At 59.3% G+C, this 13,560-nt stretch carries 15 protein-coding genes; 6 read left to right on the plus strand and 9 right to left on the minus strand.

What is annotated here, in order from left to right:
* Positions 1–25 precede the first annotated feature (25 nt).
* Positions 26–844 carry a M48 family metallopeptidase gene (locus tag ACEN8R_RS19650; protein WP_018929596.1) on the minus strand — a complete coding sequence of 273 codons (819 nt, stop codon included), beginning with the start codon at positions 842–844 and terminating at the stop codon, positions 26–28.
* A 274-nt stretch (positions 845–1,118) separates the two neighbouring features.
* On the opposite strand from ACEN8R_RS19650, the gene ACEN8R_RS19655 reads away from it, so the two are divergent.
* Entirely contained in the window at positions 1,119–3,260 is a 2,142-nt protein-coding gene (locus ACEN8R_RS19655; protein WP_018929595.1) for a methyl-accepting chemotaxis protein, read from the plus strand.
* Between the two features lie 66 nt (positions 3,261–3,326).
* Here ACEN8R_RS19655 and ACEN8R_RS19660 read toward each other — a convergent pair whose 3' ends face one another.
* From ACEN8R_RS19660 to ACEN8R_RS19670, 3 genes are read right to left on the minus strand one after another with little or no spacing between them, the layout of a single operon-like run.
* Complete coding sequence (locus ACEN8R_RS19660) at positions 3,327–3,950, minus strand: SOS response-associated peptidase (protein WP_007939796.1); 624 nt, start codon at positions 3,948–3,950, stop codon at positions 3,327–3,329.
* A 35-nt stretch (positions 3,951–3,985) separates the two neighbouring features.
* Entirely contained in the window at positions 3,986–4,246 is a 261-nt protein-coding gene (locus ACEN8R_RS19665; RefSeq protein WP_007939795.1) for a putative signal transducing protein, read from the minus strand.
* Between the two features lie 12 nt (positions 4,247–4,258).
* The gene (locus tag ACEN8R_RS19670) at positions 4,259–4,441 is read right to left on the minus strand and encodes a CPXCG motif-containing cysteine-rich protein (protein ID WP_018929594.1); all 183 of its coding nucleotides are present in this window, start codon (positions 4,439–4,441) and stop codon (positions 4,259–4,261) included.
* Positions 4,442–4,579: 138 nt separating this feature from the next.
* On the opposite strand from ACEN8R_RS19670, the gene ACEN8R_RS19675 reads away from it, so the two are divergent.
* Positions 4,580–5,746, plus strand: coding sequence for a 1-acyl-sn-glycerol-3-phosphate acyltransferase (locus tag ACEN8R_RS19675; RefSeq protein ID WP_032834219.1), 1,167 nt, complete (start codon positions 4,580–4,582; stop codon positions 5,744–5,746).
* Positions 5,747–5,840: 94 nt separating this feature from the next.
* Here ACEN8R_RS19675 and ACEN8R_RS19680 read toward each other — a convergent pair whose 3' ends face one another.
* On the minus strand, positions 5,841–6,119 hold the full coding sequence (locus ACEN8R_RS19680) for a hypothetical protein (protein ID WP_007939791.1): 279 nt from the start codon (positions 6,117–6,119) through the stop codon (positions 5,841–5,843).
* A gap of 194 nt (positions 6,120–6,313) precedes the next feature.
* Between ACEN8R_RS19680 and ACEN8R_RS19685 the strand changes: the two genes are divergently transcribed.
* A complete protein-coding gene (locus ACEN8R_RS19685; RefSeq protein WP_018929592.1) occupies positions 6,314–6,520 on the plus strand; it encodes a hypothetical protein in 207 nt (68 codons plus the stop codon).
* Positions 6,521–6,599: 79 nt separating this feature from the next.
* On the opposite strand, the gene ACEN8R_RS19690 is transcribed toward ACEN8R_RS19685, so the two are convergent.
* The gene (locus tag ACEN8R_RS19690; protein WP_018929591.1) at positions 6,600–7,184 is read right to left on the minus strand and encodes a YajG family lipoprotein; all 585 of its coding nucleotides are present in this window, start codon (positions 7,182–7,184) and stop codon (positions 6,600–6,602) included.
* Between the two features lie 186 nt (positions 7,185–7,370).
* On the opposite strand from ACEN8R_RS19690, the gene ACEN8R_RS19695 reads away from it, so the two are divergent.
* On the plus strand, positions 7,371–7,604 hold the full coding sequence (locus ACEN8R_RS19695) for a hypothetical protein (protein WP_018929590.1): 234 nt from the start codon (positions 7,371–7,373) through the stop codon (positions 7,602–7,604).
* 741 nt (positions 7,605–8,345) lie between these two features.
* Positions 8,346–9,854: a malate dehydrogenase (quinone) gene (gene mqo, locus ACEN8R_RS19700; RefSeq protein ID WP_018929589.1), complete on the plus strand. Its 1,509-nt coding sequence runs from the start codon at positions 8,346–8,348 to the stop codon at positions 9,852–9,854.
* Positions 9,855–10,072: 218 nt separating this feature from the next.
* Here the strand turns inward: mqo and ACEN8R_RS19705 are convergent, their stop codons facing one another.
* Positions 10,073–10,360, minus strand: a complete 288-nt coding sequence (locus tag ACEN8R_RS19705) for a PA4642 family protein (protein ID WP_018929588.1) — start codon at positions 10,358–10,360, stop codon at positions 10,073–10,075.
* Positions 10,361–10,423: 63 nt separating this feature from the next.
* Positions 10,424–10,909 carry a hypothetical protein gene (locus ACEN8R_RS19710; protein ID WP_018929587.1) on the minus strand — a complete coding sequence of 162 codons (486 nt, stop codon included), beginning with the start codon at positions 10,907–10,909 and terminating at the stop codon, positions 10,424–10,426.
* Positions 10,910–11,060: 151 nt separating this feature from the next.
* Here ACEN8R_RS19710 and dauA point away from each other — a divergent pair, with 151 nt between their 5' ends.
* The gene (gene dauA / locus ACEN8R_RS19715; protein ID WP_018929586.1) at positions 11,061–12,782 is read left to right on the plus strand and encodes a C4-dicarboxylic acid transporter DauA; all 1,722 of its coding nucleotides are present in this window, start codon (positions 11,061–11,063) and stop codon (positions 12,780–12,782) included.
* Between the two features lie 101 nt (positions 12,783–12,883).
* Here dauA and ACEN8R_RS19720 read toward each other — a convergent pair whose 3' ends face one another.
* Positions 12,884–13,441, minus strand: coding sequence for a hypoxanthine-guanine phosphoribosyltransferase (locus tag ACEN8R_RS19720; protein ID WP_007939779.1), 558 nt, complete (start codon positions 13,439–13,441; stop codon positions 12,884–12,886).
* Between the last annotated feature and the right edge of the window lie 119 nt (positions 13,442–13,560).

Raw genomic sequence — 13,560 nt, forward strand, 5'->3', positions numbered from 1 at the left:
CGCCACAAGCCTCAGCACTTGATGATCAGGATTTCCTGGCTTTCTCGTACAACGGCATGACTTTCGGAATCGCCGCCTGCAACGACGCAATCCGACTGGCCGACGCCGGGTGAGTGCTCAAGAACTCTGGCGGCGCGCCTTCCGAGGCTTTGCTCATTTTGTTCCACAGGGTGATCGCAGAGTTCGGGTTGTAACCAGCGCGGGCGGCCAGTTCGAGGCCGATCAAGTCGGCTTCGTTTTCGTTCTCGCGACTGTTGGGCAAGGTCATGCCGTATTTGGCCACGGTGTCCGCCAGGGCCAGGCTGTCCTGCCCCAGACCGAGCAACGCACCGGCGCCCTGCTTGGCCATTTCGAGACCATAAGCCCTGGACATCGCTTCACGACTGTGCTCGCGCAAGGCGTGAGCGATTTCATGGCCAATGATGGCGGCGATTTCGTCGTCAGTGAGTTGCAGGGTGTCGATCAGCCCGCTGTAGAAAATGATCTTGCCACCAGGCCCGCAGGAGGCATTCAGCTCATCGCTCTTGATCAGGTTCACTTCCCATTGCCACTGGGCCGAATCCGGACGAAACACCGGTGCCTGGGCAATCAGGCGATTGGAGATGGCCTGGACGCGCTTCGCATTGTTACTGGATTTATCCAGCACGCCTTTGGTGCTCGCCTCCCCGATGGTCTGTTGATAAGACTGGGCGTACATCTGGTTGACTTCGGAGGTCGACAACATACTGAACATGTATTGCGTGCGCTCAACGCCCACGGCGCCACCGCTGGTGGTGTTGACCGACTGACAACCGGCAAGCAGCAGACTTGCACTCAGTGCACACAAAACCAATGTCTTACTCATCAAGAAGCTCCCTGGAAACATGCCGCGTATCCTAGGTGGGGATTTGTATCGGCGCCAGATACAACGGACGTGTAGCACGTACATTTCAGACAAAGCCCGGATTACCGTAGGAAAAAATTCACACAACAGCGTCCACCGCGGCTGATCACGGCCAGCAATGATTCATTTACGACATCCAGCACTCTAAAACAGCCAATTCGTTACACCTGGCTCATGCCCCACCGCCCCAGTGCCGATACAGCTCTGCAGACGTCCTCTTGCGTGCGGAGCACCCATGAAATTCAAGTCGATCCAGTTTTCCGTTGCCGCCCTGGCCGGCGCCATTGTGCTCAGCGTTGTCGCAGCCCTGGTGCTGTACGCGCTGTTTTCCGGCGCCCGGACCCAAGACATGGTCCAGCAACGGACTCAGGCGCAGTTTGAGCAAGTCATCGAACAGCGCCTGACGTCGCTGGCACAAACCCAGGTCAGCCAGATCCAGCGCGAACTCGAAGCACCGCTGCTGATTGCCGGCGGTCTGGTGCGGGTCAACGCATTGATCGGCACACCGGGCGCCGACGGCCAGCCGCAATTGAGCCTTAGCCGCGAGCAACTGATCAGCCTGATCAAGGAAAACGTCGCCCGGAACCCGAAAATTCTCGGCACCTACATTGGGTGGGAAAAAAACGCCCTCGACCACAACGATGCGGCCTACGTCGACACCAAAGTAGTCGGCATCGACGCCAGTAACGGGCGCTTCCTGCCATGGTGGTTCCGTAACGAAGACGGCAGCCTGGGCCTGGACAAACTGGTCGACGTCGACGACCAGAAAACCTTGTCCACCGGTGTGCGCGCCAGCGAGTACTACCTGTGCTCCAAGGAAACCAAAAAATCCTGCGTGATCGATCCGGCGCCCTACAAGGTTGGCGACAAGATCGTCATGCTCGCCTCCTTCATTGAACCGATCATGCTCAACGGCGCGTTCCAGGGCATCGTCGGCGCCGACCTGTCGGTGAACTTCATCCAGGAAATGCTCCTGGGGGCGAATCAGAAACTGTACAGCGGCGCCGGAGAAATGGCCCTGATCGGCGGTAACGGCCGGATCGTCGCCTACACCAAAGACCCGAGCAAATTCGGCGAAAAGGTCAGCGACATCCTCGACAGCAAGCAGATTGCCAACATGGCCAATCTCAAGCGTGGCGAAGTGACTTACACCGTCGACAAGGCCCAGGGCCGGATCGAGTTGTACCTGCCCTTCGGCATCGGCCAGACCGACGCCCGCTGGACCTTGATGCTGCAACTGCCGCTGAACGCGGTGATGGCCGACCTGCAAAAACTTCAGAGTGATCTGGACGCACAGCGCAAGTCCGACACCTTTGGCATGGCCATGGTCGGCCTGCTGATCGCCGGCATTGGTTTGTTGGTGATCTGGCTGGTGGGCCACGGCATTGCCCGGCCGCTGAAGCAGATGGTGACCATGCTCGATGACATCGCCCAGGGCGAAGGCGACCTGACCCGCCGCCTGACCAGCGACCGCAGCGACGAACTGGGCTCGATCGCGAAGGGCTTCAACACCTTCCTGGCCAAGTTGCAGGCGATGATCACTCAAGTGGTGACTTCGGTGCAGAGCGTCAGCGACTCGTCGGAACACACCGCCGACATCGCCATTCGCACCAACATCGGTGTGCACAAACAAATGGCCGAGATCGATCAGGTTGCCACCGCCGTACACGAAATGACCGCCACCGCCCAGGACGTGGCGCGCAATGCCACCCAGGCCGCGCAAGCTGCCAGCCATGCAGATCAGGCGGCGGCGCAAGGCATGCAAATCGTCCGGGATACGTCGAATTCGATTGGTGTGTTGGCCATCGAAATCGGCAAAGCCGTCAGCGTGGTGCAGACCCTGGCCAAGGACAGCGAAAACATCAATGCGATCCTGACGGCCATTCGCGGCATCGCCGAGCAGACCAACCTGCTGGCCTTGAATGCGGCCATCGAAGCGGCGCGAGCCGGTGAGCAGGGCCGGGGTTTTGCGGTGGTGGCCGATGAAGTACGCAACCTGGCGCAGAAAACCCAGAAGGCCACGGAAGAAATCCAGACCATGATCCAGCAACTGCAACAAGGCACCCGCGATGTGGTGCGGGTCATGGAAGACAGTCAGAACCGCACCGACGAAAGCGTGCAGCACGCGGCGAAAGCGGCCGAAGCGCTGGAAACCATTACCCAAGCGGTGTCGGTGATCAACGACATGAACACCCAGATCGCCAGCGCCGCCGAGGAACAGAGCGCGGTGGCCGACGACATCAACCGCAACGTGATCAACATCGGGCAAGTAGCCAATGAAGTGGCTGGTGGCGCGGATGAATCGAGCGCAGCGAGTGCGGATTTGACCAAGTTGGCGGAACAGCAGCGCCGGTTGATCAATCAGTTCAAGGTGTAGGGTTCAATGACGCGGAGCGTCCATGGCTGCATTCCCACGCGGAACGTGGGAACGATCATTACGCGCTCAGCCCGGGGTCAAACACTCCGGCCCATTGAGCTTCGGATCATTCACCATGTTCGCCAGCACCCGCTCGCGTAGCGCCGCGGGTTCGCTGGCCAGCAGCGCCTGCAAGGCATGTAGCGGGGTTTCAGGATTGAGCCAGGCTTCCTGCCCCGCCGCATCGAGAATCAACGGCCGACGCTGACTCGAAGCAGGTTGGGTGATTACCGCCGTACTCAGCCATACCTGCTCCTGCACTGGATACGCTTCCCAGATCGCCGCGAAGTACAGCGTCGAGCCCTCCCCCGGCGTCAGCCAGTATGGACGTTTGCGCGTAGTGCCGCGCCACTCGTAAAAACCATTGGCCGGCAGCAGACAACGGCGCAGGCGCAAGGCTTCGCGAAACATCGGCTGTTCGGCAACGGTTTCGGCACGGGCATGGGCCGGCGTGCGGGACAGGTCGGTCAGCCACGGTGGCGTCAGGCCCCAGCGGGCGCGGGCCAACTCACGCTGCCCGTCTGCACCGGCACGCAGCATCAACACCGAATCGTTGGGAGAAATATTCCACTGGGCCTGCTGATCGGCGGGAAATCCGGGCAGGGCTGCGAAGGCGGGGTTCCAGCGAAACAGGGCATAACGTCCACACATGGGGCAATACGACTCTTGATCAAACGAACGTCAGCCTAACAGACCAGCGTGCCGGGAAAGCTGTCCGGTTCATCGCCGGACAGCGGCAGCGCGGCATTGTACGCGGCGATCAGTTCCCGCGCGTATTGCGCCTGGTCGTTATCGACCGATACACCCAGCAGGCCGAATATCGGCAATTCCCCGGTACCGCCGATCAAATCCCGGCCCACCAGATGCGCCTCGATGCCTTCACTGGCCAGCATGCTTAGCAGCAATTCGCCTTCCATCAGGTTTTCCGGCTCGTAGATACGCTGCATGGGTGAACCCCTTCATTCGTTTTCGCTGTAGACGTCGAGGTGCCACTCCTCGCCGTGAACCTGCAAGACAAAGGTAATGGGACGACAACACACCGGACAATCCTCGATATAGGTCTGATCACCGCCAGACAAATCCAGAACAGCCTCGACTTCTTCACCGCAATACGGACATTCATACTGCGCAGTTTCCAGCATCGCGGTCTCCCAGGTGACTTGTGCGTATAATCGCCGGTCTATTTGCAGGGCTATTTTCGTCTGACTACCTTTCAGACCGTGCCCCGTTGGTTTTCGATCAATACCTTTACTTACCCTAGCCGTTTCTAACAAGAGAGCATGATGGGCGAATTCGATGCCATCCGACCTTACGACGACAGCGAAGTCCCAGCGGTGCTGGCACGGCTGCTCGGCGACAAGGCGTTTCTAGATATCCTCACCCACTTCCGCTTCCCGCGCTTTGCCGGTGCCTTCGGCTGGATGCTCAAACCTCTTATAGCGCATCGGCTGCGCCGTGAGTTCGCCGACGTCACGTCGGTGGCCACGTTGCAGGACAAAGTCGAGTTTTACGTCGACCACACCATCGAGCGCGCCACGGACGGGGTGACCTACACCGGCGTGGAGCAATTCAAATCCGGCAGCGCCTACCTGTTCATCGCCAACCACCGCGACATCGTGATGGACCCGGCCTTCGTCAACTACGCCGTGTACCACGCCGGCCTGCCGACCCCGCGCATCGCCATTGGCGACAACCTGCTGCAAAAACCGTTTGTCAGTGACCTGATGCGCCTGAACAAAAGCTTCATCGTGCACCGTTCGATTACCGGTCGTCGCGAGAAAATGGCGGCGTATCAATTGCTGTCGGCCTACATCAACCACTCGATCCGCAACGATTGCGCCTCGATCTGGATCGCTCAGGCTGAAGGCCGGGCCAAGGACGGCGACGACCGCACCGAGTCGGCGATCCTCAAGATGTTCCACATGAGCCGCAAGGACGAGCCGTTCGGCGAAGTCATCCGTTCGCTGAACCTCACCCCGGTGTCGATCAGCTACGAATACGACCCCTGCGACCAGGCCAAGGCCCGCGAGCTGTACATCCGCGCCACCACCGGCACCTACACCAAGGCGCCGGGCGAGGATGACGTGAGCATCGCCAAGGGCATCACCGGTTACAAAGGCCGGGTCCACGTGAACTTCGCCGCGCCGATCACCGAACTGTTCGAAGACACCAAGCAATTGGCGATCGAAATGGACAAGCAGATTCTGGGCGGTTACCGGTTATTCCCGGTGCATTACCTGGCGTATGCACAGTGGAAAGACGCCGACCCGCAATTGCAGGTGCCGAAAGCGGCCGAGCTGTTTGCGGAAGATGAACTGGCCAAGGCTCAGGAAGAATGGCAGCGTCGACTGGAAGCTTGCCCCGAGGATCATCGTCCGTTCCTGGTGCTGCAATATGCGATGCCGGTGCGTAATCAGTATCGGGTCAAGGCCGGGTTACCGTTGTAGGGTAATGACTGGATACGACAACGGCGCCTTCGGGCGCCGTTTTTGTTTGTCTTGGTGCAGTAGGTCAGTCAGACACTGTAACTGTGTCAGAACTTCAGACCCGAGTACTGACCCACGACACCAGCAACGCCATCCCAAGGCAGGCAAAACCGAAGCGGTAGAAAAACCGGTTCATGCGCAAGGTCGCCCAATCGAGGGTTGGCTCTTCGCTGGGCCTGCTCTGGCGCTGGGCTTCGATACTGGCCATCGCGCGCTGTTCACGACGACGGGTGGCGTGCAGCAACCAGCCGCCCGGGCAGGCGAACAGCAAGGCCAGCAGGTTGATCAGTTTGGCGGGATGAGCGGTAAAGAGCGAAATCAATTGCAGCGACATCACAAACCTCAGGCAAACCGGTGTAACAGACGCCGGGACCGACGACCACGGCGCGGATTCTACCGAAAGCGCTCCGGCCTGCCCCCCCTTTCCGACAAATAACGAAACCATTTAGCCGATTATTGTCCTGTGTCACGGCGCCGTCATCTGAATCCGCCAGTCTGTCGCCCTTCGAAACCGACACGGACCGCGTCATGCTCCACGCCGAAAACCAGGATCGTCTTTACCTCATTGCCCAAAGCGACGAACAACAAACCTTAGTCGGCAGCCTCGCCTTCAATGTACAGGACCGGCATTGGCTGGTGTATTGCGCGTTGGGCGGGCATCAACATGCGGATTTGCCGGAGACGGATTTGCTGACCGGAGTGAGTGTTCTGGACTTCTATTCGCAAGCGGCTTGATTTCCCTTGCTGGAGCGGCAGGCACAAAAAAACCCGGCGCCATCGCTGGCACCGGGTTCTTTAAACAAACTGCAAACCGTTACTCGCCAAGCACCTGACCAATCGTCGGGTCCTTGAACAAGCGGGTCAACGCATCACTCAGCACATCACTGACCAGCTTGGTATTGGTTTCCTGATTCGGCGCCATGCCAAAACGCTGATCCAGCGACGCGCCGTAGCGACCGCTGTAACGACGGTTGGCATTCTGCACATCGGAACGGAACGTCGCGCCAATTGTAGCTTCAGTCACATACAAACCTTCTTTGGGCGACTGATACTTCAGCTCGGCCAGGGTCACCGTCAATTGCGGCGCATTCAGCGCATTGGCCGTCGGCGTGAAGCCCAGCAACCGCACGGCCGCCTCAGCTTGAGCCTGCAGCTTCGGCAGAATCTGCGCGCCCTGCACCGTGATCGCACTGGTCTCCGGGTACAAACCGCCACGGGTCCCAAGGGTTGGCGATGGACGACCGTCCACCACACGCACCACCACCGGCTGACCATGGCCGACCGGCGCCAGCTGAGCCGTCAGCTTGGGTTCCGGGCTCAGTTGTTGCGGGCTGTGGGCGCAGCCGACGAGGGTCAAACTGGTCACAGTGATCAAACCGAACAACAGGCGTTGCAACATGCTCTTCTCTCCAGAATCAGGCAACTAACGATGCCCGCAGTATAGCGGTGCGCCACTGCGGCGAACTAGCTTCGCGCAACGATTACTGAAATCTCTGACAAACCCGGCGCAGCGCGGTTCCTGTCACACCTTTGTCACCGCCCGCTGGCAACCTTTATGGCAGTCACCCCCAAAAGGTACGTTGCCATGCGTTTTCTTGTCTCCCTGTTCGCGCCACGCCCGCTGCACCGCAGTTTCGCCCTGCTCGATCACAATGGCCACTGCCAGGCCTTCAAGCAGTGCAGCCTCCAGCCCATGGGCGATGGTTGGATCGAAATCGAAGAAATTCGCCTCAACTGGCTGCACCAGCCTCTGCCCGCCAGTGCCCGTGTCAGCCAGCACCAGCCACGTGCACGCGCGCAGCAACTGCTGACCACCTGACCCGACGCCTAATAAAAGTCATTAAACACGACCATTTCCCTGCGTTTCTTAGATACAATCTCCCCCCGATTATAAGGACGTCTCCTGATCGGGCCTCGCAGCATCGTTCAATGCCTCGGTATTGACACCCCGCACCGCCCACAGAGAGCCGCCCACACAGATCGAGTGAAGCTGGCGCGCTTGCTGTTTCTCAAGCAAAAACCCCACTTTTCGCGAATCTGCAGAGCTGTCATTACGCTCGGTCACTGAGCTGTTTGCCCGTTTTTGCTGCCCATGCACCCCATGGCGGCAATCCATCCGGGCACGGTGCCAGGCTGGGACAGCCCTTTTTTGAGGTTCACGTCTTCAAAAGAGCGTGAAAAAAACGGGTTTTCACAACTTCACAAGAGTGTGGCGAGCAAATGAATAGTTTTGCGTCTGAAAATGCACCATTAGCGTCTACAACAGCCCAACGACACAGGACCGAGTACTCCTCGAACACCGGAGCCTGAAGCCTGTCCGCTACGGATTTGGTTGCACAAACGGATGTCTCGACCATAAGTCGAATTGCCAGCCGCGTGCCGAAATGAGTTCATGTGACTCTTGAAGCCAGGCCGCATGCATCCGTCGAAGTTGCGAAAAATTGCGAAGATTCGGACATGGCGATCCTGGCCATGGGTACCTGGGGCATCACTGACACGCCCCGGAACGCCTGGCAGCTATGCCGACAATTTGGTGCTGCAGATTTTGGAGACGCGTTAAATGGCGCATAACGAAGCAGTCGACGTAGTACTGGTTGGGGCCGGCATCATGAGTGCCACCCTCGCTGTACTGCTTAAAGAGCTCGACCCCGCGATCAAGCTGGAAGTCGTCGAGCTGATGGATTCCGGTGCCGCGGAGAGTTCCAATCCGTGGAACAACGCCGGTACCGGTCACGCCGGGCTGTGTGAGCTGAACTACACGCCGCAGGCCGCTGACGGCACCGTCGACATCAAGAAAGCCGTGCACATCAACACCCAGTTCGAGGTGTCGAAGCAGTTCTGGTCCTACCTGACCAAGAAAGGCACCTTCGGTTCGTGCAAATCGTTCATCAGCCCGGTGCCGCACCTGAGCTTCGTGCAGGGTGAGAATGGCGTGTCCTTCCTCAAGGAACGCTTCAAGACCCTGAGCAAGCACCATGCCTTCTCGGACATGGAATACACCGAAGACAAAGCCAAGATGGCCGAGTGGATGCCGCTGATGATGCCGGGCCGTCCGGCTGACGAAGTCCTCGCCGCCACCCGCGTGATGAACGGCACCGACGTCAACTTCGGCGCCCTGACCAACCAACTGCTCAAGCACCTGACCAGCGCGCCCGATGCCCAGGTCAAGTACTGCAAGCGCGTCACCGGCCTGAAGCGTAACAACGGCGGCTGGACCGTCAGCATCAAGGACGTCAACAGCGGCAATACCCGCGAAGTCGACGCCAAATTCGTCTTCCTTGGCGCCGGCGGCGCGGCACTGCCGCTGCTGCAAGCGTCGGGCATCGAAGAAAGCAAAGGCTTCGGCGGCTTCCCGATCAGCGGCCAGTGGCTGCGTTGCGACAACCCGGAAGTGGTTAAGCACCACCAGGCCAAGGTCTACAGCCAGGCCGCGGTCGGTTCGCCACCAATGTCCGTGCCGCACCTGGACACCCGTGTGGTCGATGGCAAAAAGTCCCTGCTGTTCGGACCTTATGCCGGCTTCACCACCAAGTTCCTCAAGCACGGTTCGTTCATGGACCTGCCGATGTCGGTTCGCGCCGGCAACATCGGTCCAATGCTGGCCGTGGCCAAAAACAACATGGACCTGACCAAGTATCTGGTCAGCGAAGTGATGCAATCGATGGAGCAGCGCCTGGAATCCCTGCGTCGCTTCTACCCTGAAGCGAAAGCCGAAGACTGGCGCCTGGAAGTGGCCGGCCAACGGGTGCAGATCATCAAGAAAGACCCTAAGAAAGGCGGCGTTCTGCAGTTCGGTACCGAACTGGTCGCGGCCAAGGACGGTTCCCTTGCCGCTCTGCTCGGCGCCTCGCCAGGCGCCTCGGTGACCGTGTCGATCATGCTGGAATTGATCGAGAAATGCTTCCCGAACAAGGCCAAGGGCGAGTGGGCTGCCAAACTGGCGGAAATCTTCCCGGCTCGGGAGAAAGTCCTGGAAACCGACGCTGCGCTGTATCGCAAGATCAATGCGCAGAACAACGTCGCACTGGAACTGGTTGAAGCAAGCAGCGAAACCCAAAGCTACGCTTGATTCAGCCGCATAAAAAACGCCCCGTCCTCATTGAGGGCGGGGCGTTTTTTATGTGCGGTGAAACAATCTTTGTGGCGAGGGAGCTTGCCCCCGCTTGACCGGGCTGGCGCACCAGTGCGCAGCGCTCACAAAATCTCCGCCATTCGCAGCATTTTGGGGCCGCTTCGCAGCCCAACGGGAGCAAGCTCCCTCGCCACAAAATTCCAGTGTGCCTGACGTTAACCGCGAGCCTTGTCGATCAACTCGATGTACTCGGCCGCGTTACGTTGATCCTGAATCAGGGCCACGAAGTCATTGCCGTGCTCATCCTTGCCGTCCAGATCGTAGCCGGCTTCGACAAAGAACGTCAGAAAACGCTCGAAGTCATCGATGCGCAGACCGCGGTACGCCTTGATCAGTTTGTGCAGCGACGGTGAAGTGGCGTCGACCGGCTCGAAATCGAGGAACAGTTTGATCTGCGCATCGCCGATCTCGTCACCAATCACTTGCTTCTTATCTTTACGCATTGCCGACTCCAGCTCGCAGACATTTCACAGGGCGGGCAGTTTACCCCTGCCTTGATGCCGGGCTCAACGCGGACGAACGCTGCCGGTGTGCAGATCGGCCCAGATATGGCCGTTGGCGTAACTCAGAAACTGGCAATACACCGTGTCGTTGCGCAGCAAGTCGATCACCACCCGGTACTGGGCCAACGGGTAATAGAGCGTTAGCGTTTTGCTTTTGTTGTCGTAGATCGGCTTTTTCAGGCTTTTGCTTTCGCCATCGAAGTTGACCAGCACCTGGCTGATGGTCGCACCCTTGTTCAAGGGTTTGCCCTTGAGGCGGATCAGCAAGGGTGAGGTGACCGGGATCGGTTGTTGGTTGGACTGACGTTGGCTGCCGAGGACCACCGAATACTCGGTGACCTGCAACAGTTGTTGCTGCTCGGGTTCCGCTTCACGCAGAGTCAAGTCGTCCGGGGGCAAAAACTGCACATGCATCGGTGCCGGAGCGGCGACCAGGGGTAGGCTGAAGACCAACATCAGGGCGGCGCAGCTGCGGATCAAAAGACTCATGACAGGCTCCTGGGACGAGGCCGAGCACTCTAGCATGATGATCAATCGGGCGAATAACCGATCCAGATCAATACTCTTGAAGACAAGGCTGGGCATACTGAAAGAGCTTTCAGCCCTATTTCGACGGCGTGCCGTCTACTGTGGAGTCCCTATGCCATTCTCCATCCCCCCGTTATTCGCCGCCTGGCGTCAAACTCTGCGTGCAGGTTATAGCCTCAGACGCTTGCGTGGCGACATCAGTGCCGGGGTGACGGTAGGGATTATCGCCATTCCCCTGGCCATGGCCCTGGCGATTGCGGTGGGAGTAGCGCCCCAACAAGGTTTATATACGGTGCTGATCGCAGCCCCCCTGATCGCCCTGACGGGAGGCTCGCGCTTCAATGTCAGCGGGCCGACAGCCGCGTTCGTGGTGATACTGCTGCCGATCACCCAACAATATGGCCTGGGTGGCCTGCTGCTTTGCACCATGCTTGCCGGGGCCATCCTGATTGCCTTGGGGCTGATTCGGGCCGGGCGGCTGATTCAGTACATTCCTTATCCGGTGACCCTGGGCTTTACCGCCGGGATCGGCATAGTCATCGCCACACTCCAACTAAAGGATTTGCTGGGCCTGAGTACCACCGGGCATGCCGAACATTACATCGAGCAATTAGGTGCGCTGCTCCAGGCATTGCCCAGCGCCCGCCTGGGGGACGGAATCATCGGTGTCATGTGCCTGGCGGTTCTGATCGTCTGGCCGCGGTTTGTGCCGAGGGTTCCGGGGCATCTGGTGGCGCTGGCCGTCGGCGCAATGTTGGGGCTGGCGCTGGAAAGCGGCGGGTTACCGATTGCGACGCTGGGCGAGCGCTTCAGCTATATCGTCGATGGCGTCAGCCACCCCGGCATTCCGCCGTTTCTGCCGAGCTTCGACTGGCCGTGGAATCTGCCAGGACCCAATGGTCAGCCGCTGCATCTGTCTTACGACCTGATCCGCCAATTAATGGCACCAGCGTTCGCCATTGCCATGCTCGGCGCCATCGAATCGTTGTTGTGTGCGGTGGTGGCCGATGGCATGACGGGCAGCAAACATGACCCCAACGCCGAACTCCTGGGTCAAGGCATTGGTAACCTGGTCGCACCGTTGTTCGGCGGCATTACCGCCACCGCGGCGATCGCCCGCAGCGCCACCAACGTGCGCAGCGGGGCGTTTTCGCCATTGGCGGCAATTATCCACAGCGCGGTGGTGCTGCTGGCGATACTCGTCCTCGCCCCGCTGTTCAGCTACTTGCCGATGGCCGCGCTGGCGGCGCTGCTCGTGATGGTGGCGTGGAACATGAGCGAGGCCCGGCATGTCGTGCACACCTTGCGCATTGCACCACGCAGCGATGTATTGGTCTTGCTGACCTGCCTGAGCCTGACAGTGCTGTTCGACATGGTGCTGGCCGTTGCCGTTGGGCTGTTGCTGGCCGCCGGGTTGTTCGTCAAGCGCATGAGCGACCTCACGGACACCGCCGAACTGCCTCGAGAGTTCCATCAAGCCTTACAGGATTTGCCGGAGCATGTTCGTTGCTATGCGATACGCGGACCGTTGTTTTTCGGTGCAGCGGAAAAGGCCCTGGGCGTGCTGCGCAAATTCAGCCCGGAGGTCAAAGTGGTGATTGTCGAGATGAGTGCCGTGTCCATGCTGGACATGACGGCGTTGGCAGCCTTCGACAATATCCTCAGGGATTATCGCACCGACGGCATCGGCCTGATTCTGGTCGGGACGGCTGCGCGCGTGCGCCTGAAACTCAGGCGCGCGGGCATCCATCGGGAACAGCGTCAATTGGCTTACGTGAACAACCTGGAACAGGCTCGACGCAAAAGCGAACGCTGGCTCGTCGGGCAGGACTGAGCGCGCGGTTCAAGCGAACTGCGCACGCATTCGGATGGGAGATCTGCCTTCAAGCATCAACGTGTCTGGCGGCTAAAACCACCCCCAGACAGTCAACCTGCTTACAGGCCTTTAACGGCAAAAATTCCGTTCGCGTTACGCCAGTAGCCTTTGTAGTCCATGCCATAACCGAAGATGTAACGGTCAATGCACGGCAGGCCGACGAAATCGGCTTTCAGGTCCGGGCGAGCCTTGCGGTCGTGGTCCTTGTCGATCAGCACGGCGGTGTGCACTTTGCGGGCGCCGGCGTGTTTGCAGAAGTCGATGATCGCGCCCAGGGTGTGACCTTCATCGAGGATGTCGTCGATGATCAGCACGTCACGGTCGATGAACGAAACTTCCGGCTTGGCTTTCCAGAACAGCTCGCCGCCGCTGGTTTCGTTGCGATAGCGGGTAGCGTGCAGGTAGGACGCTTCCAGCGGGAATTGCAGATGGGTGAGCAGCTTGCCGGCGAAAATCAGGCCGCCGTTCATCACACAGAACACCACCGGATTGCTTTCAGCCAGTTGTTCGTTGATATGTGCACCGACGCGGGCGATGGCCGCCTCGACTTCAGCTTCGGTGTACAGGCAGTCAGCCTCTCGCATGATTTGACGGATATGCTCGAGATCAGCGGACATGGCGCTCTCCAAGGGGTTTGAGGGGGAGGGACGGATTCGGAAAAGCGGGCAAAGGTACGCATCCCGCACGGCCAGATCAAGCGTTTGTGGACTAACGTACTGTATGTCTATAGGACAAC

The sequence above is a fragment of the Pseudomonas sp. Pseusp15 genome (assembly GCF_059492165.1).

Coding starts and splice junctions, on each gene's coding strand:
- ACEN8R_RS19650 (WP_018929596.1), bottom strand. CDS start 844: ATGAGTAAGACATTGGTTTTGTGTGCACTGAGTGCAAGTCTGCTGCTT.
- ACEN8R_RS19655 (WP_018929595.1), top strand. CDS start 1,119: ATGAAATTCAAGTCGATCCAGTTTTCCGTTGCCGCCCTGGCCGGCGCC.
- ACEN8R_RS19660 (WP_007939796.1), bottom strand. CDS start 3,950: ATGTGTGGACGTTATGCCCTGTTTCGCTGGAACCCCGCCTTCGCAGCC.
- ACEN8R_RS19665 (WP_007939795.1), bottom strand. CDS start 4,246: ATGCAGCGTATCTACGAGCCGGAAAACCTGATGGAAGGCGAATTGCTG.
- ACEN8R_RS19670 (WP_018929594.1), bottom strand. CDS start 4,441: ATGCTGGAAACTGCGCAGTATGAATGTCCGTATTGCGGTGAAGAAGTC.
- ACEN8R_RS19675 (WP_032834219.1), top strand. CDS start 4,580: ATGATGGGCGAATTCGATGCCATCCGACCTTACGACGACAGCGAAGTC.
- ACEN8R_RS19680 (WP_007939791.1), bottom strand. CDS start 6,119: ATGTCGCTGCAATTGATTTCGCTCTTTACCGCTCATCCCGCCAAACTG.
- ACEN8R_RS19685 (WP_018929592.1), top strand. CDS start 6,314: ATGCTCCACGCCGAAAACCAGGATCGTCTTTACCTCATTGCCCAAAGC.
- ACEN8R_RS19690 (WP_018929591.1), bottom strand. CDS start 7,184: ATGTTGCAACGCCTGTTGTTCGGTTTGATCACTGTGACCAGTTTGACC.
- ACEN8R_RS19695 (WP_018929590.1), top strand. CDS start 7,371: ATGCGTTTTCTTGTCTCCCTGTTCGCGCCACGCCCGCTGCACCGCAGT.
- mqo (WP_018929589.1), top strand. CDS start 8,346: ATGGCGCATAACGAAGCAGTCGACGTAGTACTGGTTGGGGCCGGCATC.
- ACEN8R_RS19705 (WP_018929588.1), bottom strand. CDS start 10,360: ATGCGTAAAGATAAGAAGCAAGTGATTGGTGACGAGATCGGCGATGCG.
- ACEN8R_RS19710 (WP_018929587.1), bottom strand. CDS start 10,909: ATGAGTCTTTTGATCCGCAGCTGCGCCGCCCTGATGTTGGTCTTCAGC.
- dauA (WP_018929586.1), top strand. CDS start 11,061: ATGCCATTCTCCATCCCCCCGTTATTCGCCGCCTGGCGTCAAACTCTG.
- ACEN8R_RS19720 (WP_007939779.1), bottom strand. CDS start 13,441: ATGTCCGCTGATCTCGAGCATATCCGTCAAATCATGCGAGAGGCTGAC.